The 20062-nt window shown below is 71.7% G+C and carries 21 protein-coding genes; 12 read left to right on the top strand and 9 right to left on the bottom strand.

The window, feature by feature from the left end:
* Window positions 1–4: 4 nt before the first annotated feature.
* The gene (locus tag WFJ17_RS10755; RefSeq protein WP_442927978.1) at window positions 5–1639 is read right to left on the bottom strand and encodes a carboxyl transferase domain-containing protein; all 1635 of its coding nucleotides are present in this window, start codon (window positions 1637–1639) and stop codon (window positions 5–7) included.
* Between the two features lie 82 nt (window positions 1640–1721).
* Window positions 1722–2279 carry a phosphorylase family protein gene (locus WFJ17_RS10760; RefSeq protein ID WP_251438874.1) on the bottom strand — a complete coding sequence of 186 codons (558 nt, stop codon included), beginning with the start codon at window positions 2277–2279 and terminating at the stop codon, window positions 1722–1724.
* 96 nt (window positions 2280–2375) lie between these two features.
* On the opposite strand from WFJ17_RS10760, the gene nadE reads away from it, so the two are divergent.
* From nadE to WFJ17_RS10775, 3 genes are all read left to right on the top strand, one after another.
* Complete coding sequence (gene nadE, locus WFJ17_RS10765) at window positions 2376–3194, top strand: ammonia-dependent NAD(+) synthetase (protein ID WP_336648413.1); 819 nt, start codon at window positions 2376–2378, stop codon at window positions 3192–3194.
* A gap of 114 nt (window positions 3195–3308) precedes the next feature.
* The gene (locus tag WFJ17_RS10770) at window positions 3309–7007 is read left to right on the top strand and encodes a TM0106 family RecB-like putative nuclease (RefSeq protein WP_336648414.1); all 3699 of its coding nucleotides are present in this window, start codon (window positions 3309–3311) and stop codon (window positions 7005–7007) included.
* Window positions 6997–7764 (top strand): GNAT family N-acetyltransferase, encoded by a 768-nt coding sequence (locus WFJ17_RS10775; protein WP_251438866.1) that lies wholly within the window; start codon window positions 6997–6999, stop codon window positions 7762–7764. Before WFJ17_RS10770 ends, WFJ17_RS10775 begins: the two co-directional genes overlap by 11 nt.
* 9 nt (window positions 7765–7773) lie before the next feature.
* Here WFJ17_RS10775 and upp read toward each other — a convergent pair whose 3' ends face one another.
* Complete coding sequence (upp, locus tag WFJ17_RS10780; RefSeq protein WP_233310171.1) at window positions 7774–8406, bottom strand: uracil phosphoribosyltransferase; 633 nt, start codon at window positions 8404–8406, stop codon at window positions 7774–7776.
* 99 nt (window positions 8407–8505) lie between these two features.
* Here upp and WFJ17_RS10785 point away from each other — a divergent pair, with 99 nt between their 5' ends.
* Window positions 8506–8976 carry a nucleoside deaminase gene (locus WFJ17_RS10785; protein WP_251438865.1) on the top strand — a complete coding sequence of 157 codons (471 nt, stop codon included), beginning with the start codon at window positions 8506–8508 and terminating at the stop codon, window positions 8974–8976.
* 152 nt (window positions 8977–9128) lie between these two features.
* Here the strand turns inward: WFJ17_RS10785 and WFJ17_RS10790 are convergent, their stop codons facing one another.
* The gene (locus tag WFJ17_RS10790; RefSeq protein WP_336648415.1) at window positions 9129–10019 is read right to left on the bottom strand and encodes an alpha/beta hydrolase; all 891 of its coding nucleotides are present in this window, start codon (window positions 10017–10019) and stop codon (window positions 9129–9131) included.
* A 15-nt stretch (window positions 10020–10034) separates the two neighbouring features.
* Window positions 10035–11006 (bottom strand): cation diffusion facilitator family transporter, encoded by a 972-nt coding sequence (locus WFJ17_RS10795; RefSeq protein WP_336648416.1) that lies wholly within the window; start codon window positions 11004–11006, stop codon window positions 10035–10037.
* A gap of 55 nt (window positions 11007–11061) precedes the next feature.
* On the opposite strand from WFJ17_RS10795, the gene proC reads away from it, so the two are divergent.
* Window positions 11062–11898, top strand: coding sequence for a pyrroline-5-carboxylate reductase (gene proC, locus WFJ17_RS10800; protein WP_336648417.1), 837 nt, complete (start codon window positions 11062–11064; stop codon window positions 11896–11898).
* 135 nt (window positions 11899–12033) lie between these two features.
* On the opposite strand, the gene WFJ17_RS10805 is transcribed toward proC, so the two are convergent.
* From WFJ17_RS10805 to WFJ17_RS10820, 4 genes are all read right to left on the bottom strand, one after another.
* Entirely contained in the window at window positions 12034–13626 is a 1593-nt protein-coding gene (locus tag WFJ17_RS10805) for a hypothetical protein (RefSeq protein WP_336648418.1), read from the bottom strand.
* Window positions 13608–14393: an ABC transporter ATP-binding protein gene (locus WFJ17_RS10810; protein WP_251438860.1), complete on the bottom strand. Its 786-nt coding sequence runs from the start codon at window positions 14391–14393 to the stop codon at window positions 13608–13610. Before WFJ17_RS10810 ends, WFJ17_RS10805 begins: the two co-directional genes overlap by 19 nt.
* 280 nt (window positions 14394–14673) lie before the next feature.
* Window positions 14674–15345 carry a potassium channel family protein gene (locus WFJ17_RS10815; RefSeq protein ID WP_336648419.1) on the bottom strand — a complete coding sequence of 224 codons (672 nt, stop codon included), beginning with the start codon at window positions 15343–15345 and terminating at the stop codon, window positions 14674–14676.
* The gene (locus tag WFJ17_RS10820) at window positions 15338–16768 is read right to left on the bottom strand and encodes a TrkH family potassium uptake protein (RefSeq protein WP_292885433.1); all 1431 of its coding nucleotides are present in this window, start codon (window positions 16766–16768) and stop codon (window positions 15338–15340) included. The genes WFJ17_RS10815 and WFJ17_RS10820 overlap by 8 nt, the downstream gene beginning before the upstream one ends.
* 76 nt (window positions 16769–16844) lie before the next feature.
* On the opposite strand from WFJ17_RS10820, the gene WFJ17_RS10825 reads away from it, so the two are divergent.
* The 7 genes from WFJ17_RS10825 to WFJ17_RS10855 all read left to right on the top strand — a co-directional run bounded on the left by WFJ17_RS10825 (window position 16845) and on the right by WFJ17_RS10855 (window position 20053).
* Window positions 16845–17267 carry an ArsR/SmtB family transcription factor gene (locus WFJ17_RS10825; protein WP_251438856.1) on the top strand — a complete coding sequence of 141 codons (423 nt, stop codon included), beginning with the start codon at window positions 16845–16847 and terminating at the stop codon, window positions 17265–17267.
* Between the two features lie 163 nt (window positions 17268–17430).
* The gene (locus WFJ17_RS10830; RefSeq protein ID WP_251438854.1) at window positions 17431–17625 is read left to right on the top strand and encodes a helix-turn-helix domain-containing protein; all 195 of its coding nucleotides are present in this window, start codon (window positions 17431–17433) and stop codon (window positions 17623–17625) included.
* 133 nt (window positions 17626–17758) lie between these two features.
* The gene (locus tag WFJ17_RS10835) at window positions 17759–17857 is read left to right on the top strand and encodes a 30S ribosomal protein bS22 (protein ID WP_003792170.1); all 99 of its coding nucleotides are present in this window, start codon (window positions 17759–17761) and stop codon (window positions 17855–17857) included.
* A 161-nt stretch (window positions 17858–18018) separates the two neighbouring features.
* Complete coding sequence (locus WFJ17_RS10840; RefSeq protein WP_336648420.1) at window positions 18019–18333, top strand: rhodanese-like domain-containing protein; 315 nt, start codon at window positions 18019–18021, stop codon at window positions 18331–18333.
* The gene (locus WFJ17_RS10845) at window positions 18330–18599 is read left to right on the top strand and encodes a glutaredoxin family protein (RefSeq protein ID WP_251438850.1); all 270 of its coding nucleotides are present in this window, start codon (window positions 18330–18332) and stop codon (window positions 18597–18599) included. Before WFJ17_RS10840 ends, WFJ17_RS10845 begins: the two co-directional genes overlap by 4 nt.
* Before the next feature lie 117 nt (window positions 18600–18716).
* Entirely contained in the window at window positions 18717–19019 is a 303-nt protein-coding gene (locus WFJ17_RS10850) for a Dabb family protein (protein ID WP_251438849.1), read from the top strand.
* Between the two features lie 215 nt (window positions 19020–19234).
* A complete protein-coding gene (locus tag WFJ17_RS10855; RefSeq protein WP_251438848.1) occupies window positions 19235–20053 on the top strand; it encodes a basic amino acid ABC transporter substrate-binding protein in 819 nt (272 codons plus the stop codon).
* The last annotated feature ends 9 nt before the right edge of the window (window positions 20054–20062 follow it).

A 20062-nucleotide genomic window follows, 5' to 3' on the forward strand; every position in this document is an offset into this window, starting at 1 on the left:
TCACTCACATCCGGAAGATTCCGTAGCCGGGCGCCTCGGTCGAGGGCGCCCGCGTCACGACGTCGAGCGCGAGGCCCAGCACGTCGCGGGTCTGACCGGGCTCGATGATCCCGTCGTCCCAGAGCCGGGCGGTGGAGTAGTACGGGCTGCCCTGCTCCTCGTAGGCGGCGCGGATCGGGGCCTGGAACTCCGCCTCCTCCGCGGCCGACCAGGATCCGCCCGCGGCCTCGATCTGATCGCGGCGCACGGTCGACAGCACCGATGCGGCCTGCGGTCCGCCCATCACCGAGACGCGCGCGCCCGGCCAGAGCCAGAGGAAGCGGGGGGAGTACGCCCGTCCGCACATCGAGTAGGTGCCGGCGCCGAAGGATCCGCCGACGACGACCGTGAGCTTCGGCACCGAGGCCGTCGCGACCGCGTTGACCATCTTCGCGCCGTGCTTCGCGATGCCGTTCGCCTCGTACTCCCGGCCCACCATGAACCCGGTGATGTTCTGCAGAAAGATCAGCGGGGTGCGGCGCTGCTCGCAGAGCTGGATGAAGTGCGCGCCCTTGAGCGCCGACTCCCCGAACAGCACGCCGTTGTTCGCGATGATCCCGACGCGGTGCCCGTGGATCCGCGCGAACGCGGTCACCAGCGTCGTGCCGTACTCGGGCTTGAACTCGGTGAACTCGCCGCCGTCGACGATGCCGCGGATGATCGCGCGGGCGTCGTAGGGGACGGTGAGCTCGACCGGGACGACGTCGAGCAGGTCGACCGGGGGCGGATCCGCGATCGCGGCGGACGGCCCTTCGAGCCCTTCGCGAGCACCCCAAGGCCAGGCCTCGGGATCCGCGGGCGCCGGCGACGGCGGCAGGGTGGCGACGATGTCGCGGACGATGCGCAGCGCGTCCTCGTCGTCCTCGGCGAGATGGTCGGCGACGCCGGAGATCCGGGTGTGCACCTCGCCGCCCCCGAGATCCTCCGCGGAGACGACCTCGCCCGTCGCCGCCTTCACGAGCGGCGGTCCGCCGAGGAAGATCGTGCCCTGGTTCCGCACGATCACCGTCTCATCGCTCATCGCCGGCACGTAGGCGCCGCCGGCGGTCGACGAGCCCATCACCGCGGAGATCTGCGGGATGCCGTCGCGGGACATCCTGGCCTGGTTGTAGAAGATGCGGCCGAAGTGGTCGCGATCGGGGAACACCTCGTCCTGCATCGGCAGGAACGCGCCGCCCGAGTCGACGAGGTACACGCAGGGGAGCCGGTTCTCCGCGGCGATCTCCTGCGCGCGCAGGTGCTTCTTGACCGTGATCGGGTAATAGGTGCCGCCCTTGACCGTGGCGTCGTTCGCGACGACCATGACGTGCCGGCCGTGGATCAGCCCGATCCCCGCGATCACGCCGCCGGACGGGGCGTCGCCGCCGTAGAGCCCGTAGCCCGCGAGGGGCGCGACCTCCAGGAACGGGCTGCCGGTGTCGAGGAGGTGGTCCACCCGGTCCCGGGCGAGCAGCTTGCCGCGCTCGGTGTGCCGGATCCGGGACTTCTCCGGTCCGCCGAGGGCGGCCTCGGCGCGACGCGCGCGCAGTTCGTCGACGAGCTCCCGGTAGGTCGGAGCCGGGGCGCTCGGCGCGGATGAATCGGACACAGCACCCTCCATTGGGCGACGACGGGACGTGATTCAGATTAGCGAGCGTTAACTGAAATGTCCATGGGGTGCTCGGCCGCGAGGAGCGCCGGGTTCAGACCCCGTACTCGTCCCGGATCCGGTCGCGCAGCTGCACGCTGCAGGCGGCGACGGTCTCGTCCCAGACGGTGGTCGCGCCATCCTGGGCGGTGTCGGAGATCGCGCGCAGCACGCGGATCGGAACGCCGAACTGGTCGGCGACCCAGACGTAGGCGTAGGTCTCCATGTCCACGAGCACGCCGCCGAGGCCCCGGATCCGCTCGACGACCGCGACGTCGTCGACGAAGCTGTCGCCGGTCGCGATGATCAGCCCGTCGCGCCCTGTCGCGACGCGCGGCGGCAGGGAGACGTGCTGCCCGACGACCCCGTCCAGATCCTGGACGTCGTGCTGGATCGCCGCGGTGATCTCGTAGACGCCTCCGGGAAGCTCCGGATCCACGCCGCCGGCGGTGCCGACGACGACGATCTCCTCGTACCCGGCCGCATCCAGCGCACGCGTGAGGCCGTAGGCGGCCTTGAGCTTGCCCGGGCCCGTGACGAGGCGCTCGAAGCCCTCCAGCGACTCGGGGAAGGCCTGCAGTTCGGACGCGAGGGCGGCGACGAGGAGTCTCATGCCTCCATCCTCGCAGGCGCGGCACAGGCGGGCGGCGGCGTTCACACGCAGGAAACGTGGCCGTTGGATACTGGATCCCACGACCGAAGGAGCAGCATGACCCTGCAGCAGGACATCGCCACAGACCTCGGGGTGCGCCCCGACGTCGACCCCGCGGCGGAGATCGATCGCCGGATCGGCTTCCTCGTCGACTACCTCCGGCACACCGGCGCCAAGGGGTACGTGCTGGGGATCTCGGGCGGGCAGGACTCGACGCTCGCCGGCCGGCTCGCGCAGCTCGCCGTCGAGAGGGTGCGCGCCGAAGGGGGCGAGGCGACGTTCATCGCGGTGCGCCTTCCCTACCGGGTGCAGCACGACGCCGACGACGCGACCGCGGCGATGGCGTTCATCGCCGCCGACGAGGGGGTCGAGGTCAACATCGAGCACGGCGTCGACGGTCTGGAGAACGACCTCGAGGCGGCCGGCCTGGAGGACGTCGCCGACTTCCACCGCGGCAACATCAAGGCGCGCCTGCGGATGGTCACCCAGTACGCGATCGCCGGGCAGCGCGGCCTGCTCGTGATCGGCACGGACCACGCCGCCGAGGCGGTGACCGGGTTCTTCACGAAGTTCGGCGACGGCGCATGCGACCTCACGCCGCTCGCCGGACTGACCAAGAGGCAGGGCAGGGCCCTGCTGCTCGCGCTCGGCGCCCCGGACCGCCTGGCCTACAAGGTGCCCACCGCCGACCTCCTCGACGGGACGCCGGGCCGCGCCGACGAGGACGAGCTGGGACTGACCTACGAGCAGATCGACGACTTCCTGGAGGGGCGAGAGGTCGCCGCCGACGTGGCGCAGCGCATCGAGGCGCGCTACCTCGCGACCTCGCACAAGCGCCGTCAGCCGGTCACCCCCGACGACACCTGGTGGCGCTGAGCCGGGCCGTGGTCCTCCGTCGCGCCGACGGGAACCTGATCGGGTGATGTCCGCGGCCCCGTCTAGGGTCGAAGCGACGGCCTGATCGGCCGCCACCCGAAGACAGGAGCCCTCGTGCGCGTGATCACCCCCTCCGGATCCGACCGGAAGCGCGTGATCTGGAGTGCCACGGATCTGAAGCTCGCGGCGGAGTGCGAGTTCGCCTGGGCCCGGTCGCTGGATGCGAAGCTCGGGCGCATCGACGCCGTCGAGGATCCGGAGGATGCGACCCTCGCCCGGGCCGCCGCCCTGGGGGATGCGCACGAGCTCGTGGTGCTGGACGACGACGTGGCCCGGTACGGGAGGTCGGTCGACGGCGGACCCGGCGTGGTCGAGCTGCCCAAGGTGTCTTCGACCGATGCGGAGGGGCTCGCCGGCGTCGTCGCCGACACGATCGGCGCGTTGCGGTCGGAGGCGACGGTGATCTATCAGGCCGCCTTCTCCACGCCCGAGTTCGTGGGATTCGCCGACTTCCTCCTCCGCGACCCCGACGGGCGCTGGCGCGTGCAGGACTCCAAGCTCGCCCGCACCGCCCGCGCCACGGCGCTCATGCAGCTGGCGGCCTATGTCGACCAGCTCGACCGGCTGGGCATCCCGCGGTCGGACGAGGTCGATCTGATCCTCGGCGATCACCGCATCTCGACGCACGCCGTGCGCGACGTGCTGCCGCTGTTCCACGTGCGCCGGGCCCGGCTCCGGGCCCTCATCGCGGACCGCGGCATCGAGCAGGGCGCCGCCGGCGCGCCGCTCGCCTGGGGCGATGACCGTGGCGACCTGCAGGTCGTGGCCTGCGGGCGCTGCGCGACGTGCGAGATCGAGGTCGTCGCGCATCGGGATCTGCTGCTCGTCGCCCGCATGCGGCCGGTGCAGCGCGCTCGCCTCCGCGCCGCGGGCATCGCGACGATCGACGACCTCGCCGCGGCCGGATCCGCGCCCGACGGGATGAGCTCCGAGACGTTCGAGGCGTTGCGCGCCCAGGCCCGGCTGCAGCTCGCGGCGATGGCCGCCGAGAGCGCCGCCGCGCAGCCGGGAACGGAGGACGCGCACCCCGTGCCGCCGTTCGAGGTCGTCTCCGCGGCGGCGATCGGCATGATGCCGCGCCCCAGCCGGGGCGACCTGTTCTTCGACTTCGAGGGCGACCCGCTCTACACCGAACCGGGCCGCGGAGGGCATGCGGCCGACGGGCGCTGGGGGCTGGACTACCTCTTCGGCTGGGTCGACGACGCGGAGCAGTACTCCGCGCTGTGGGCGCACGACTTCGCGGCGGAGAAGCAGGCGCTGCTCGACTTCCTCGACTTCGTGGCCGTGCGCCGGGCGGCGCATCCCGACATGCACATCTACCACTACGCGCCCTACGAGACGTCCCATCTGCAGAACATGGCGGAGCGGTACGGGGTCGGCGAGGCCGACGTGGACCGTCTGCTGCGCGAGGGCGTCTTCGTCGATCTGTATCCGCTGGTGCTGCGCACGGTGCGGATCGGATCCCGGTCGTACTCGATCAAGAAGCTCGAGCCGCTGTACATGGGCGAGGAGGTGCGCACCAGCGACGTGCAGAAGGGCGACGACTCGATCGTGCAGTACGTGCAGGCGCGGGGGCTCGCCGCCGCCGGCCGCACGGCCGAGGCCGACGCGATCCTCGCGGACCTGGCCGACTACAACCGCTACGACTGCGTCTCGACCCGGCGGCTGCGCAATTGGCTCGTGGGGCTCGCCCGGGAGGCCGGGGTGCTGCCCGCCCCTCCCGATGAGCCCGAGACGCGCGCCTACGAGCCCGCACCGCTCTCGCTCGCGCTGCAGGCCGAGGGGCACCGCGTGCAGGAGGCCGCGCGAGAGGCGGGGCTGACCGGCACCGAGCTCGAGCAGGCCGGGCAGCCGCACCGGGTCGCGGCCGCCGCGATCGACTACTTCCCCCGGGAGGCGAAGAGCTTCTGGATCTCGCACTTCCAGCGTCTGCGCGAGCCGGTGACCCTGTGGGAGTCCACGCGCGACGTGCTGCGGGTGGATCCGGGGCGTTCGGCCGTCGTGCAGGACTGGGGACAGGAGGAGGGCGCCCGTGCGGTCACCCGTCTCATCGACCTGCACGGCGAGCTCGCCCCCGGCAGCACGCTCGGCGTCGGCGGCAGTCCGTTCGCGCTGTACGCGTCGCCGCCGCCGTTCTTCGGAGAGTTCCCCTCGCGCGTGATCCACGTTCCGCACGAGGTCGAGATCGTCGAGGTGCGCGACGACGGATACCGGATCCGCGAGCGCTCGATCGGCGGGCAGACGTGGAACGAGCTGCCGCTCGCGCTCACGCCCGCCGCCCCGCCCCGCGTGAACTCGCTGCAGGCGACGATCGAGGAGTGGGCGGCGGCCGTGCTCGACGCCGCGCCCGCGTTCCCGCACGACGCGGCGACGGACGTCCTGCTGCGAGCGGTGCCGCGCACGGCGTCGGGGGCGCCGATCCCCGCGATGGACGGCGATGCCGCCGAGACGGGGGAACCGCGCCGGGAGGCCGCCGACGTGATCGTGCGGGGGGTGCTCGACCTCGATCGCAGCTACCTGGCCGTGCAGGGCCCTCCGGGGACGGGCAAGACCTTCACGGCGGCGCGGGTGATCGCCCGGCTCGTGAACGAGCACGGCTACCGGATCGGCGTGGTCGCCCAGTCGCATGCGATCGTGGAGCACCTGCTCGACCGGGTCGTCGCCGCGGGGGTCGCGCCGGCGCAGGTCGCCAAGGCGCCGAAGGATCCGGAGGCGGATCCCGTGTTCACGCCGATCCGCAAGGACGGGATGGCGGGGTATCTCGCCGAGCAGCACGCCGCCGGACTCGGCTGCGTCGTGGGCGGGACCGCCTGGGACTTCTCTAACACCCGGCGTGTGCAGCGCGGGGAGCTGGATCTGCTCGTCGTCGACGAAGCGGGCCAGTTCTCCCTCGCCTCGACGATCGCCGTGGCCGCGTCCGCGCAGCGCCTCCTCCTGCTCGGCGATCCGCAGCAGCTCCCGCAGGTGAGCCAGGGCACGCACCCCGAGCCGGTGGACACCTCGGCCCTGGGGTGGGTCATGCACGATCGGGCCGTCATCGACCCGGCGCACGGATCCTTCCTCGCGCGGTCCTGGCGCATGCACCCCGCCGTGGCGGATCCCGTGTCGCACCTCTCCTACGCGGGGGCGCTCGCCTCCGCGCCGGGTGCCGAGCTGCGCACGGTCGAGGGGCTGGAGCCCGGGCTGCACGTGCGGCCGATCCGGCACCGCGGCAACGCCACGCAGTCGCCCGAAGAGGCGGCCGAGGTGGTGCGCATCGTCGGCGAGCTGGTCGGACGCGCCTACGTCGACGGGATGGTGGCCGCGGCTCCCCGGCCCCTCGAGGAGACGGACATCATCGTCGTCGCGCCGTACAACGCCCAGAAGCAGCTCATCCTCGATGAGCTCGCGGCCGCGGGATTCCCGGATGTGGCCGTGGGCACGGTCGACAACTTCCAGGGCCGGGAGGCCGTGGTCTCGATCACCTCGCTCGCGGCATCGAGCGGCCGCGACGCCCCGCGCGGACCGGAGTTCCTGCTGCTGCAGAACCGGCTCAACGTGGCGATCTCGCGAGCGATGGTGGCCGCCTTCCTGGTGCACTCGCCCGCCCTGCTGGACGACCTGCCGTGGACCCCGGAGGGCGTGGCGCGCCTGAGCGCGTTCGCTCACCTCGTCGGGGCGGATCGGGAGGAGCATCCCGCGGCCGACGAGGCCGGGGCTGCCGTGGGCGGCCTCGTCACGACCGGAGCGCAGGGATCAGCCGGTGCACTCTGAGGCCGAGATCGCCCGCGCATCCGCGGCCTGGGTCTGGTTCCCGCGCGACAGCGAGCAGGAGAGGTCCGAGCTGCAGCTGGTCCGCTACCCGTCGCGGTTCGGCGGCGGCGTCCGCGGATCGCAGGTCGCGTCGGCCCTGGACCCGGCTGAGGTGCTGGATCTCGCGGTCGCGCGCACGCGCGCCTGGGGGGAGGGACGGGTCGTGTTCTGGACGAACGCGGCCGACAGTCCCGACCTGGAGGACGAGCTGCGCCGACGCGGCGCCGTGCACGACGACACGGTGACCGTGTTCGCCCGCCCGATCCCGGGAGAGCCGATCCCGGTGCCCGACGACATCGACACCGTGATCGTGCGGACTCTCGCAGACGTGCGTGACGTGGATGAGGTGAGCGTCCCGGTGTGGGACCAGCTCCCCCTGGACGAACAGGGGCTCGCCGAGCAGCTCGACGAGGTGACGGCGGAGCTCGCGACCGGGACCGGCGCCAGGGTGCTGGCCCGCATCGACGGCCGCCCGGCCGGCACCGCCGGCTGCACGATCGCCGACGGCTTCCTGCGGCTCTGGGGTGCGGCGACGCTGCCCGGCTTCCGCGGCCGGGGCGCGTATCGCGCCGTGCTCGCCGAACGGCTGCGCCTCGGTGCGGAACTCGGTGCGACCACCGCGCTCGTCAAGGGGCGGGTCGCGACCTCGGCTCCGATCCTGGCGCGCTGCGGGTTCGTCCCTTACGGCGAGGACCGCTCCTACGTGCTGACGGTATGACGGCGGGACTCAGACCGTGCCGTACAGGCGGTCGCCGGCGTCGCCGAGGCCGGGCACGATGTAGCCCTTCTCGTTGAGGCGCTCGTCGAGGGCGCCCAGCACGAGCGTGACGTTGCGGTCACCCACGAGGCTCTCGATCGCGGCGACGCCCTCCGGCGTGCCCAGCAGGCAGATCGCCGTGACGTCGTCGGCGCCGCGGTCGAAGAGGAACTGGATCGCGGCGGCGAGCGATCCGCCGGTCGCGAGCATCGGGTCGATCGCGAAGCACTGGCGTCCGCTGAGGTCATCGGGCAGCCGCTCGGCATAGGTCGTCGGCTCGAAGGTCTCCTCGTCGCGGACCATGCCGAGGAAGCCGACCTCGGCGGTCGGGAGCAGCTTGACCAGGCCTTCGAGCATGCCGAGTCCGGCGCGCAGGATCGGCACGACGATCGGCCGCGGCTCCGAGATCTTCACGCCCATCGTCGTCGTGACCGGGGTGGTGATCTCGATCGGGCTCACCCGCACGTTGCGCGTCGCCTCGTAGGCGAGCAGCGTCACGAGCTCCTCGGTGAGCTGGCGGAACACCGGCGACGGGGTGCGCGCGTCGCGCAGCACCGACAGCTTGTGGGTGATCAGGGGGTGGTCGGCCACGTGAACGCGCATGATTACAGGGTACTGGCGTTTCCGGTTCCGTCGATCGGCAGGGCCGGCCCGCCCCGACCGGCGGAGTGATGCGCCCGGACCGAGCCCTAGGCTGGGCGCATGGCAGATCCGGATCCGCGGGCGGCGGAGGCGACGGCGATGGACCGTGCGCTCGTGCTCGCGGCCGAGGCCGCCGCGGCGGGGGAGATCCCGGTCGGCGCCGTCGTCCTGGACGGAGAGGGGCGGATCCTCGGTGAGGGCCGCAACGACCGGGAGGAGACGGCCGATCCCACCGGTCATGCCGAGATCGTCGCCCTGCGGGCCGCGGCAGCGGCCGGCGGATCCTGGAACCTCGCCGGCTGCACGCTGGTCGTCACGATGGAGCCGTGCGTGATGTGCGCCGGCGCCATCCTGCAGTCCCGGATCGGTCGGGTCGTGTTCGGCGCCTGGGACGACAAGGCGGGTGCCGCGGGTTCGCTGTACGACGTGCTGCGCGACCGTCGGCTGCCGTACCGCGCCGAGGTCGTCGGCGGGGTCCGCGAAGCCGAGGCCGCCGATCAGCTGCGCGCGTTCTTCGCCGAGCGGCGCTGAAGCGAGCGGAGCGGGCGCTTTTCGGGGTCGTCGAGCGACGACGGCGGAGCCGACCGAGAGAAACGCGGTTCTCGCGATTCTCGCGGATCGCCGCGTTTCGTCTCGCTCGCTTCGCGTGCTCGCTCAACGACCCCGGTAGGGGTTCTGCGGGCTCAGCGACCCCGGGGCCGGGCCGCGAGGCGCGCGAGGCGCTCCACCGCGAAGAGGTAGGCCTGGGCGCGACGGTCGAAGTAGCCGCGGTGCCGCACGCCGCGCTCGTCGACCTCCGTGCGGGAGGCATGGCCCTCGGTCGCCTCGCCGGTCTCGTCGCCGGCTCCGGGGATCGGGCCGCCGTCCGACGAGTACACGATCGCGCCCTCGATGTCCCGCGGGTCGACCGGGTGCGCCCCGAGCCGGCCTAGGGGAGCGGTGGCGTCGCTCGAGGCCTCGGTCGCGTAGAACGAGAACGACCGCGCCGACACGGCGTCGGCCACGGCGTCGGCGGCCATCCGCGTCATCCCCGCCGAGGCGATCGAGAACGCCATCGACACGGGTCCCGCCCCGTCCAGCAGGACGAGCTCGCCGAACAGCGTCGACGAGTAGGAGTACGCGAGCACCGCGATCCGGGCGGCCGGATGCTCATGGTGCAGGTGCACGAGATCGCCCGCCAGGCGCGCGGCGCCCACGGTGGCGTGCCTCGTCGCCAGGGCGGACAGGTGCGTGCCGGAGTCGTAGCCGAACCAGGCGACGGTCGCGATCCGCCCCGATCCGCCGCGCAGCAGGCTCGCACGGATCGTGTCGGCGCAGAGCGCCTGCGTGATCTCCGCCCACGCGGGGAACGCGGCGAGGTCGGTGTCGATGCCGTGCAGCACGACGGCGATGAGATCGGACGCACCGAGGTCGCCGAACGCGACGGCGGCGCGCGGCTCCTCGCCCTCGAAGAACAGCGAGATCAGCCGGGCCTGCGGATCCGCCTGCAGGACGTCCCGGACGTGCTGCAGCTTCTGCCGCGCATCGGCCGACAGCGACGGGTCGGCCAGCGCCTCGGCGAGCGGGTCGACCATGGTGGATCCGCGCGGTCAGTCCGCCGAGCGCAGCACGAAGGCGTCGGTGGAGGGCGAGGGATCCAGCGCAGGCCGGTAGATGTCCGGCTCGAGGTAGATGACCCGTGCCGCGGGCACGGCCGCGCGGATGCGGCTCTCGATCGCGTCGATGTCATCGGCCGCGGCGCGGACGGTCTTGTCCGAGGTGAGCGCGATCTTGGCGGCGACGAGCAGTTCGTCGGGGCCGAGGTAGAGGGTCTTGATGTGGATGAGCTTCTCGACCTCGTCGCCCGCGTGGATCGCGTCCACGATGCGGTCGTGATCCGCGTCGTTCGCTCCCTCGCCGACGAGCAGGCTCTTCGTCTCGACGCCGAGCACGATCGCGATGAGCACCAGCAGCAGGCCGATCATCAGGGTGCCCAGGGCGTCGAAGACCGGGTTGTGCGTGATGAGCGTGAGGCCGACCCCGAGCAGGGCGAACAGCAGACCGGCCAGGGCGCCGGTGTCCTCGAGCAGCACGACGGGCAGCTCGGGCGCCTTCGCGCGACGGATGAACGAGATCCACGACTGCCCGGCCGGGCGCACGTGGTTGCTCTCCTTGATCGCGGTGCGCAGGGAGAACGACTCGAGCACGATCGAGACGATGAGCACGGCGAGCGGCAGCCACCACCAGGTGCGGTCGATCTCGTGAGGTTCGACGAGCTTCTGCACGCCCTCGTAGATCGCGAAGACACCGCCGACCGAGAACAGGATGATCGACACGACGAAGGCGTAGACGTAGCGCTCGCGGCCGTACCCGAACGGGTGTTCGCGGTCGGCGCGTCGCTGGGCCTTGCGCCCGCCGAGCATGAGCAGCAGCTGGTTGCCGGAGTCGGCGACCGAGTGGATGGCCTCGGCGAGCATCGACGCGGATCCGGAGAGCAGCCAGGCGATGAGCTTCGCGAGGGCGATGCCCATGTTCGCGAGGAACGCCGCCAGGATCGCCTTGCCGCCACCGGATGCACTCATGCCACGAGTCTAAAGCGGCCGCGTGCGATGCGCCGCCGCCTCGTAGGATGGCGGCATGGTCGAAGCGCTCCCCTCTGTCGCGTTCCTCGGTGCCGGAGCGATGGGGGGTGCGATCCTGCGCGGCGTCGTCGCGAGCGGGATCCCCGTCGACGGCGGCATCACCGCCACCAATCGCACCGCGGCGCGCGCGGCCGAGCTCGACGGGCTCGCGGGCGTGCGCTCGATCGCGCTCGAGCAGGAGACGTCCGGCAACGCGGTCGCCGCCTCGGCACGCATCGTCGTGGTCGGCGTGAAGCCCGCGATGGTGCCGGACCTGCTCGACGAGATCGCCCCGCATCTGCGCGAGGACGCGATCGTGGTGAGCATCGCCGCCGGTGTCACCCTGGCGACTTTCGCCGCGCACCTGCCCGCCGGGACGAGCGTGCTGCGCTCGATGCCGAACACCCCCGCCACCGTGGGCCGTGCGGTCACCGGCCTCGCTGCGGCCGCCGACGTGACCCCGGAGGAGCGCGCGCTCGTGCGCCGCCTGTTCGAGACCGTCGGATCCGTGATCGAGGTCGAGGAGTCGCAGATCGATCCGCTCTCCACGATCTCCGGATCCGGTCCCGCCTATGTGTTCCTGCTGATCGAGGAGCTCACGAAGGCCGCGATCGGCAAGGGCTTCGCCGAGTCGGAGGCCCGCCTCATGGCCGAGCAGACGTTCATTGGCGCCACCGCCCTGCTCGAGGCCTCGGGCGAGGATCCCGCCGAGCTGCGCCGCCGCGTGACGAGCCCGAAGGGCACGACCGAGCGCGCCGTCGCGGTGCTGCAGGAGGCCGACCTCGCCGCGCTGTTCGCCCGGGCCACCGACGCCGCTCTCGCCCGGGCTCGCGAGCTCGCCGCCGGCGCCTGAGCGAGCGCGCACGGCGGCGACCGACGCGAGACATCGCTTCCCGCTTGAGACACCGCTTCCCGCTTGAGACACCGCGACAGGCGCGATGTCTCAAGCGGAACGCGGTGTCTCACGGATCCGCCGTGAGACGCTCGCTCAGCCCTCGCTCGAGACCTCGGCGAGCACCTCGGGCCAGCGGCGGTCCAGGATCCTGCCGCCCAGGGTCGTCCCCGCCCAGATCGCCAGCCCGCCGAACAGCAGCGCGCAGGCGAGGCTCAGCCAGCCGAGCCAGGGCGTCCAGATCGCGGCGATCGCGAGCCCGAACGCCGGGCCGCCGATGATGAGGCTCAGCGGCGCGATGATGAGCATCGCGAGCATCGACTGCACGCCGCCCGAGGACCCGCGTCCGAACGGGTTCGCCTCCGGCGCCGGGGCGCGACCGGGCAGGAACGCGCCCGTCCAGACGCCGCCGGCGGCCGAGACGGCACCCAGCCCGAGGGCGGCGCCGAGGCTCGCCGGCACGAGATCCATGCGCCCGGCCAGCATGCTCGCCGCCACGCACAGCACGACGGTGATCGGGACGGCGATGATGCCGAACCCGAGCACGCGCCCCGCCCGATCCGCCCTCCCCGGCACGCCGGTGTGGATGTGCAGGGCGATCGCATCGTTGTCGTAGGCGATCCCCAGCTGCAGGACCGTGCCGATGAGCAGGGCGTTGATCGCGGGGACGAGGATCGTTCCGTCGCTGAGCGCGAAGGATCCCGTGCCCCGTCCGTTCATGAGCGCCATCCCGATCAGCAGCGCCGGCAGCAGCAGCATCATCACGGTGTTGATGACCTGACGCGGATCGCGGCGCGCGTAGCGCATGGTGCGGGCCGCGATCGCGCCCACGGCGGACGCCGGCAGGATGCGGTCCAGCAGGCCGCCGGAGCGCACCCGCCCGCCGCCGCGGCTCTGGACCGGGGCGACCAGGCGCGCGGCGAGCAGTCCGCGCGCGGCGAACCACAGCGCGACCACGCACGCCAGCGCGACCAGCAGGCGCAGTCCCGCACCGGGGAGGTCGCCGGCCGCGAGCGCCGCGGAGACGCCGAACACGGCGCCCAGCGGCGTCCACCCCGCGGCGTCGGCGATCACCGGCAGGAGCGCGGAGGGATCGGAGAGCTGGGCGAACGCGCGGATCATCACGTTGATGAGCAGCCCTGAGCAGGCCACCACGAGCACCGCCACCGTGACCACCAGATCCCGCATCCGCCGGCCCGCCAGCCAGCCTGCGAGCAGGCCGCTGACCACGCGAGCGCCCAGCACGCAGGTGGCGAGCGCGACCGGGATCAGCACCACGGCGGAGATCAGGGCGAGCGGGCTCACCGACCAGCCCACGAGCATGAGCAGCAGGGCAAGGGTCGTGCCGATGCCGCCGATCGTGGTGATCCCGGCGACCACGAGCCCCGGCAGCAGGGAGCGCGCCGTGACCGGCAGCAGCGCGAACCGCTCGGGCGCGAGCGTGTCGTCGGCGCTGACCACGATCGATCCGATCCACCACACCAGCACGATCGCGGATCCCACGACCACGAGCGTGCGCACCGCGGCGTCGGGGGCGGCGATGCGCAGGGCCACCAGCCCGGCCGCGAGGGCGGCGAGCAGCCCCAGCGCCACCATCGCGGACACGATGACCGAGACGATCAGCCACGGGTTGCGGCCGAACTGGTGCCCCAGCTGCCGCCAGCGCAGTCCTACGAGGAGCGCAACCATGCGAGCGTCTCCGATCCGAGCTCGTGTGCGCCGACCAGGGAGAGGAAGCGCTGCTGCAGGGTCTCGCCGGCGCGCACCTCGTCGAGGGTGCCGTTGGCGAGCAGCCGGCCCTCGGCGACGATCGCGACGCGGTCGCACAGCGACTCCACCAGCTCCATCACGTGGCTGGAGAGCACCACGGTGCCGCCTCCGGCCACGAACGAGCGCAGGATCTGCCGGATGGTCTCGCCCGAGACCGGGTCGACCGCCTCGAGCGGCTCGTCCAGGATCAGCAGCCGGGGAGCGTGGATGAGCGCGCACGCGAGCCCGATCTTCTTGCGCATGCCGGCGGAGTAGTCGACCACGAGGGTGGTGCCGGCGTCGGCGAGTCCGAGCGCCGCGAGCAGCTCGCCGGCGCGGGCGGTGACGTCCGCCTCGCTCATGCCGCGGAGCAGGCCGGTGTAGCGCAGCAGCTCGGCGCCGGTGAGGCGGTCGAGCATCCGCACGCCGTCGGGGAGCACCCCCATGCGCCCCTTCGCGGCCGCGGGATCCCGCCAGACATCCGCGCCCAGCACCTGCGCCGAGCCCGCGTCGGGGCGCAGCAGGCCGGTGGTCATCGCGAGGGTCGTGGTCTTGCCCGCGCCGTTCGGGCCGAGCAGCCCCAGCATGGATCCGGCGGGGACGTCGAGCCAGAGGTCGTCGACGGCGACCTTCTGCCCGAACTGCTTGCGCAGGCCCTGCAGCGAGAGCACCGGTGGTGCGGCGGTGGGGGCGGTGGAGTCGATCATGCCTCCATCCGACCATGCCGTCAGAGCTCGCGGCATCCGCCGCGAGGCGGATATCCCTCCCGCGCGCTCCTCTCCCGCGCCCTCCCTCCCGCGCGCTCCCCTCCCGCGAAACCGATCCTGCATCCCGAGACAGCGGATGAGAACGTCGGTCTCGGGACGAGAGTTCGGTTTCGCGGTCGCCGGAGGGGCCCGCGGGAGGGGGCGCGGCGGAGGGGCAGCGCGGCGGGAGGGGGCGCGGCGCCGAGAGGGGGCGCGGCGAGGCGGAGGGGATCGGAGGGCGTCAGCGGTCCAGCGAGGAGAACCGCTCGATGTCGCTGTTCGTGCCGGAGACGATGACGAGGTCGTGGTTCGTGACCACGGTGTCGGCCTCGGCGTAGCGGAACGGCTTGCCCGGGCTCTTCACCCCGACCACGGTCACGTTGTACTTGCTGCGCACGCCGGACTGGTTCAGCGGCACGCCCCGGATGAACTTGGGCGGGTACATCTTGGCCAGCGCGAAGTCGTCGTCGAAGCGGATGAAGTCGAGCATGCGCCCGCTGACGAGGTGCGCGACGCGCTCCCCGGCCTCGCGCTCGGGGTACACCACGTGGTTGGCGCCCACGCGGGCGAGGATCTTTCCGTGCGACTGCGAGACCGCCTTCGCCCAGATCTGCGGCACCTGGAGATCGACGAGGTTGGCCGTGATGAGCACCGAGGCCTCGATGGACGAGCCGACCGCGACCACGGCGACCTGGAAGTCCTGGGCGCCGATCTGGCGCAGGGCGTCGATGTTGCGGGTGTCGGCCTGGACCGCGTGCGTGACGCGCTCCGACCACTTCTGCACGAGTTCGAGGTTGGTGTCGATCGCGAGCACCTCGCGGTCGAGCCGGTCCAGCTCGCCGGCGCACGCGGCGCCGAACCGGCCGAGCCCGATCACGAGCACCGGAGCGTCGTTGCGCAGCACTTCAACCAACGATGGGCCTTTCCACGGGCAGCGAGTAGAGCTGCGTCCGGCTGGTCGCGGCCACGGCCGCGGCCAGAGTCACTGTACCAACGCGCCCCATGAAGATCGTGGCGGCGAGGATGTAGGTCGCGGGATCCGGGAGGTTCCCGGTGACGCCGGTGGACAGTCCCACCGTGCCGAACGCGGAGACCACGTCGAAGAGCACCTCGTCCACGGAGAACTTCGTGATCTGGCTGATCGCGATGGTCGAGACCGCGACGATCGTGGCCCCCCACGCGACGACGCTGAGCGCGACGCGCTGCACGTCGGAGGGGATCCGGCGGCCGAACGCCTGCACGGAGGGCCGGCCCTTGGCCTCGCTGACCACGGCCAGCGCGAGCACGGCGAGGGTCGTGACCTTGATGCCGCCCGCGGTGGACGCGGAGCCGCCGCCGACGAACATGAGCATCGACGCGGCCAGCATCGAGGATCCGTTCAGATCGCCCATGTCCACGACGTTGAAGCCGCCCGAGCGCGTCATGGCGGAGAGGAAGAACGCCTGGAACGTCGTGTCGCCGGCGTCCATGGATCCGAAGGTCTTCGGGTTGTCGAACTCGAGGAGCAGGAACACCGCGGCGCCGATGACGAAGAGCACGACCGTGGTGATGATCGTGAGCTTGCTGTGCAGCGACCACCGTCGCACGTGCCAGCGCTGGCGGGCGAGGGTGTAGATCACGGGGAAGCCGAGGCTGCCGAGGAAGACCCCGAGCATGAGCACCGTGAGCACGTAGTAGTTCTGCGCGAACGGCGCGAGGCCGCCCGGGTTCGGGGTGAACCCGGTGTTCGTGAACGCCATCGCGGAGTAGAACGGCGCCTCCCAGAGGGCCGTCACCGGATCCACGCCCGCGGTGAGCAGGGCGGGGTAGAGCAGCACCATGAGGCCGGCCTCGATCGCGAATGCCGAGATCGCTACCGTGCGCAGCAGCGCGCCGACCTCGCCGAGGCGCACGGTCTGGCTCTCGTTCACCGGACCGCCGTGCGCGCGCATCGGGTTGGTGTCGCCGGCGGCGATGAGCTTGGCGCGCAGGCCGAGGCGCTTGGAGATCACCAGGCCCATCACACTCGCGAGCGTCAGCACGCCGAGGCCGCCGATGTTGACCCCGACGAAGATCACGCCGAGGCCGAAGCCCGACCAGTGCGTCGCCATGTCGACGGTGGACAGGCCCGTGACGCAGATCGTGGAGACGGCGGTGAAGAGTGCGTCGGCGAGCGGGGTCACGGTGCGATCCGCGCTCGCGATGGGCAGTGAGAGCAGCGCGGTGGTGATCAGGATGAGCGCCGAGAACACGACGATCGCGAATCGAGACGGGGAGGACGTCGTGAGGGTCTTGACGATCCGGACGATGCGGCGGGCGATCTCGGAGAAGGATCGCGCGGGGATGCTGCGCGCCATGGTGCGGCCCCTCCGATCCTCCGTCCGCCAAGCCTTCGTCATGGTACTCCGCCTCCGGCGCGGCTACTGTGAAGGCATGACCGACATCTTCGACGTGATCGCCGACGGCACGAGACGGGACATCCTTCAGCTCCTGCGCCAGCGGTCCGAAGAAGGGGATGCGGGCACCAGCGTGACCCAGATCGTGAGCGAGCTCGGGATCAGCCAGCCGACGGTCTCGAAGCACCTCAAGGTGCTGCGCGACGCGGAGCTGGTCACCGTCCGTGAGGACGGACAGCGTCGGTTCTACAGCATCGAGGCGGCGCCGCTGGAAGAGGTGGACGACTGGCTCGTGCCGTTCCTCGCCGACGCCTACGGCGACTCGGCCCCCGACATCTCCGGCCTCGCCGCCGTGCCGCCGCTGCCGGACGGCGCCGCGCACGCGGCCGAGGTCGTCGGCCGCGCCGCGGCCAGTGCCAAGCACGTCGTGCAGACGGCGCTCAAGCGGCTCGGGGCCTGATCCGACTGGCCGGGAGGCGGCCGAGCGGATCGCGTGGTCCGGAACAGGCCGAGCATCGGTGGGTCACAGCTGTCACACGGGTTTACAGCCGTCTCCATCAGCCCCTACAGTTGTCGCATCCCGCCGCACAGGGCGTGCCGCGGGCCGAGGGGGGTAGATGGGGATGCCCGAACCGCTTCCGGATGTGCGCTTCCTGACGGTCGCCGAGGTGGCCGCGATCATGCGCGTGTCCAAGATGACGGTGTACCGGCTGGTGCACGCGGGCGAACTGCCGGCGATCCGCTTCGGACGCAGTTACCGCGTGCCCGAGTCCGCGGTCACGGCGGCGCTGCACAACCCGGTCGCCGATGCCGGCTGACGTCCGAGGGGCTCCCGCACGCGATGCGTCGGGCGACCGCGGCGCGGTGCGCTAGACTGTTCCGAGGCATTTTTCCATGCCCCGATCCCGGGCGTCGTGTGCGACGCCCAGCCCCTGACGTAGTGAGGTTTCCGTGGGTTCTGTCATCAAGAAGCGCCGCAAGCGCATGGCGAAGAAGAAGCACCGCAAGCTGCTTCGCAAGACTCGCCACCAGCGCCGCAACAAGAAGTAAGCGGCTGCGCCGATACGGCCGGTCAGTCATCGACCGGAGGTCGTTGACGCGCAAGTCACTGAGCGCCCCCGATCGTTCCGATCGCCGGGGCGCTTCGTGCATTCCGGGCCCGGGGCGACCCGACGCGCCGGCGCGCCGCCGGGTCTGGAAGAATCGGATCCATGAAGACGATCACCGTCGCCCAGCTGGCCGAGCGCGCCGACACGCCCCTCATCGACGTGCGCGAGCGCAGTGAGTTCGCCTCGGGCCACGTGCCCGGCGCCGTGAACCTGCCCATGTCAGAGATCGGCGATCTGCTGCACGAGCTGCCCGACGGCGCCTTCGACGTCATCTGCCAGCTCGGCGGACGCTCGGCGCGCGTCGTCGAGGCGCTCGAGGCGCGCGGCTACGACGTCACGAACGTCGAGGGCGGCACGGCGGAGTGGATCGCCGAGGGGCGCGAGGTCGAGTTCCCGGCGGAGGATCCCCGGCTGTGATCGCACTGACCCTGATCGGCAAGCCCGACTGCCATCTCTGCGAGGTGGCCTCGGACGTGGTCGACGCGGTCGTCGCGGAGCTGCCGGACGCGCTCGCCGAGGACATGGAGATCACCGAGCTCTCCATCCTCGACGACCCGGCGCTGTACGAGAAGTACTGGGAGAAGATCCCGGTCCTGCTCATCGACGGCGAGGTGCACGGCCACTGGCGGATCTCGCCCGACCGGCTGCGCGAGGCGCTCGCCGCGCGGGCGGACGCTCGCTGAGAGCACCGAGGGACCGGGATCCGCGGATGCGGGACCACGGGCGGGAGCCGCGAGCGGAGGGCGCGTCGGCGAGCGCGCAAGGACAGCAGAGAAACAGCGAAGAGGAAGAGTGCAGCGATGGCCCTGCGGCATGTGGTGACCTGGAAGATGGCGACCGAGGATCCGGCGCAGCGCGCCGAGCACGCGGCGGGGATCGTCGCGCGGCTGCAGGGGCTCGTCGGCGTCGTGCCGTCGATCCGTGCGCTGTCGACCGGGGTGAACGCGCTCGAGATCGACGGGAACTGGGACGTCACGCTCGTCGCGGACTTCGACGACGCCGCGGGCCTCGACGCGTATCAGGTGCACCCGGCGCACCAGGAGGTCGTCGGCTACGTGCGCTCGGTCGCGGGCGGACGCTCCGCCGTGGACTTCGAGATCTGATCCCGGTCGCGGGATCTCGGAGACAGCGTCTCGGATCCCAGATGATCCGCCGGGCGTGCCGCTGCCGCGGAGGCGCGGGATTCCGCGGCGACGGGCGCCGATACCGAACCGAGACACCCGGGCGCCCCGTTCCGTTACCCGGCAGTAACACGAGCGTGTCAAGATTGTCGGCAACCCGCACCAGGACGCCCGCGTCCTCGACACAGGAGTCGCACATGGAACGTCGCTCGAAGCTCGCCTACGGACTCGCCCTCGCGGCGGCCGCCACCCTCACCCTCGCCGGGTGCTCGACCGGGGCGTCGTCCGACCCGACCGCGAGCGCGGCCGGGGGCACGGACTACGGCCTGATCACCGCCGGCACCCTCACGGTCTGCTCGGACATCCCCTACAAGCCCTTCGAGTACGAGGAGACGGCCGGCTCCGGCCAGTACACCGGCTTCGACGTCGACCTGCTCACCGCGATCGGCGACAAGCTCGGCCTCAAGACGCAGTTCCAGGTCACGAACTTCGACACGCTGCAGTCGGGCACCGCGCTGCTCGCCGGACAGTGCGACATGGGCGCCTCGGCGATGACCATCACCGAGGACCGCAAGAAGAACATCGACTTCTCCGACGGCTACTACGACTCGCTGCAGTCGCTGCTGGTGAAGACCTCCTCCGGCATCAAGGACATCAACGGCCTGAGCGGCAAGAACGTCGGCGTGCAGCAGGGCACGACCGGAGAGAACTACGCGAAGGAGCACGCCAAGGGCGCGAACCTCGTGCAGTTCTCCGACGACGGCGTGCTGTGGCCGGCGCTGCAGGGCGGTCAGGTCGACGCGATCCTGCAGGACCTCCCGGTCAACGTGCAGCACGAGAAGGACGACCCCTCCTACAAGGTCGTCGAGACCTACAAGACCGACGAGCAGTACGGCTTCGCGTTCGCGAAGGGCAAGAACGAGGCCCTGCGCAAGGCGGTCAACGAGCAGCTGAAGGCGCTCAAGGACAACGGCGAGTACCAGAAGATCTACGACAAGTACTTCACCGCGAAGTGACCGGGGTCT

Origin of the sequence: Microbacterium sp. MMO-10 (assembly GCF_037148715.1) — a bacterium.
In the GTDB taxonomy this organism is placed as follows: Bacteria; Actinomycetota; Actinomycetes; order Actinomycetales; family Microbacteriaceae; genus Microbacterium.

What these genes read in the sequence shown, in the direction of transcription:
- WFJ17_RS10785 (WP_251438865.1), top strand. Translation starts at nt 8,506, where the DNA reads ATGGCAGATCCGGATCCGCGGGCGGCGGAGGCGACGGCGATGGACCGT.
- WFJ17_RS10820 (WP_292885433.1), bottom strand. Translation starts at nt 16,768, where the DNA reads ATGGCGCGCAGCATCCCCGCGCGATCCTTCTCCGAGATCGCCCGCCGC.
- WFJ17_RS10805 (WP_336648418.1), bottom strand. Translation starts at nt 13,626, where the DNA reads ATGGTTGCGCTCCTCGTAGGACTGCGCTGGCGGCAGCTGGGGCACCAG.
- WFJ17_RS10830 (WP_251438854.1), top strand. Translation starts at nt 17,431, where the DNA reads ATGCCCGAACCGCTTCCGGATGTGCGCTTCCTGACGGTCGCCGAGGTG.
- WFJ17_RS10825 (WP_251438856.1), top strand. Translation starts at nt 16,845, where the DNA reads ATGACCGACATCTTCGACGTGATCGCCGACGGCACGAGACGGGACATC.
- WFJ17_RS10850 (WP_251438849.1), top strand. Translation starts at nt 18,717, where the DNA reads ATGGCCCTGCGGCATGTGGTGACCTGGAAGATGGCGACCGAGGATCCG.
- WFJ17_RS10755 (WP_442927978.1), bottom strand. Translation starts at nt 1,639, where the DNA reads ATGGAGGGTGCTGTGTCCGATTCATCCGCGCCGAGCGCCCCGGCTCCG.
- WFJ17_RS10760 (WP_251438874.1), bottom strand. Translation starts at nt 2,279, where the DNA reads ATGAGACTCCTCGTCGCCGCCCTCGCGTCCGAACTGCAGGCCTTCCCC.
- WFJ17_RS10790 (WP_336648415.1), bottom strand. Translation starts at nt 10,019, where the DNA reads ATGGTCGACCCGCTCGCCGAGGCGCTGGCCGACCCGTCGCTGTCGGCC.
- WFJ17_RS10795 (WP_336648416.1), bottom strand. Translation starts at nt 11,006, where the DNA reads ATGAGTGCATCCGGTGGCGGCAAGGCGATCCTGGCGGCGTTCCTCGCG.
- nadE (WP_336648413.1), top strand. Translation starts at nt 2,376, where the DNA reads ATGACCCTGCAGCAGGACATCGCCACAGACCTCGGGGTGCGCCCCGAC.
- WFJ17_RS10840 (WP_336648420.1), top strand. Translation starts at nt 18,019, where the DNA reads ATGAAGACGATCACCGTCGCCCAGCTGGCCGAGCGCGCCGACACGCCC.
- WFJ17_RS10855 (WP_251438848.1), top strand. Translation starts at nt 19,235, where the DNA reads ATGGAACGTCGCTCGAAGCTCGCCTACGGACTCGCCCTCGCGGCGGCC.
- upp (WP_233310171.1), bottom strand. Translation starts at nt 8,406, where the DNA reads ATGCGCGTTCACGTGGCCGACCACCCCCTGATCACCCACAAGCTGTCG.
- WFJ17_RS10810 (WP_251438860.1), bottom strand. Translation starts at nt 14,393, where the DNA reads ATGATCGACTCCACCGCCCCCACCGCCGCACCACCGGTGCTCTCGCTG.
- proC (WP_336648417.1), top strand. Translation starts at nt 11,062, where the DNA reads ATGGTCGAAGCGCTCCCCTCTGTCGCGTTCCTCGGTGCCGGAGCGATG.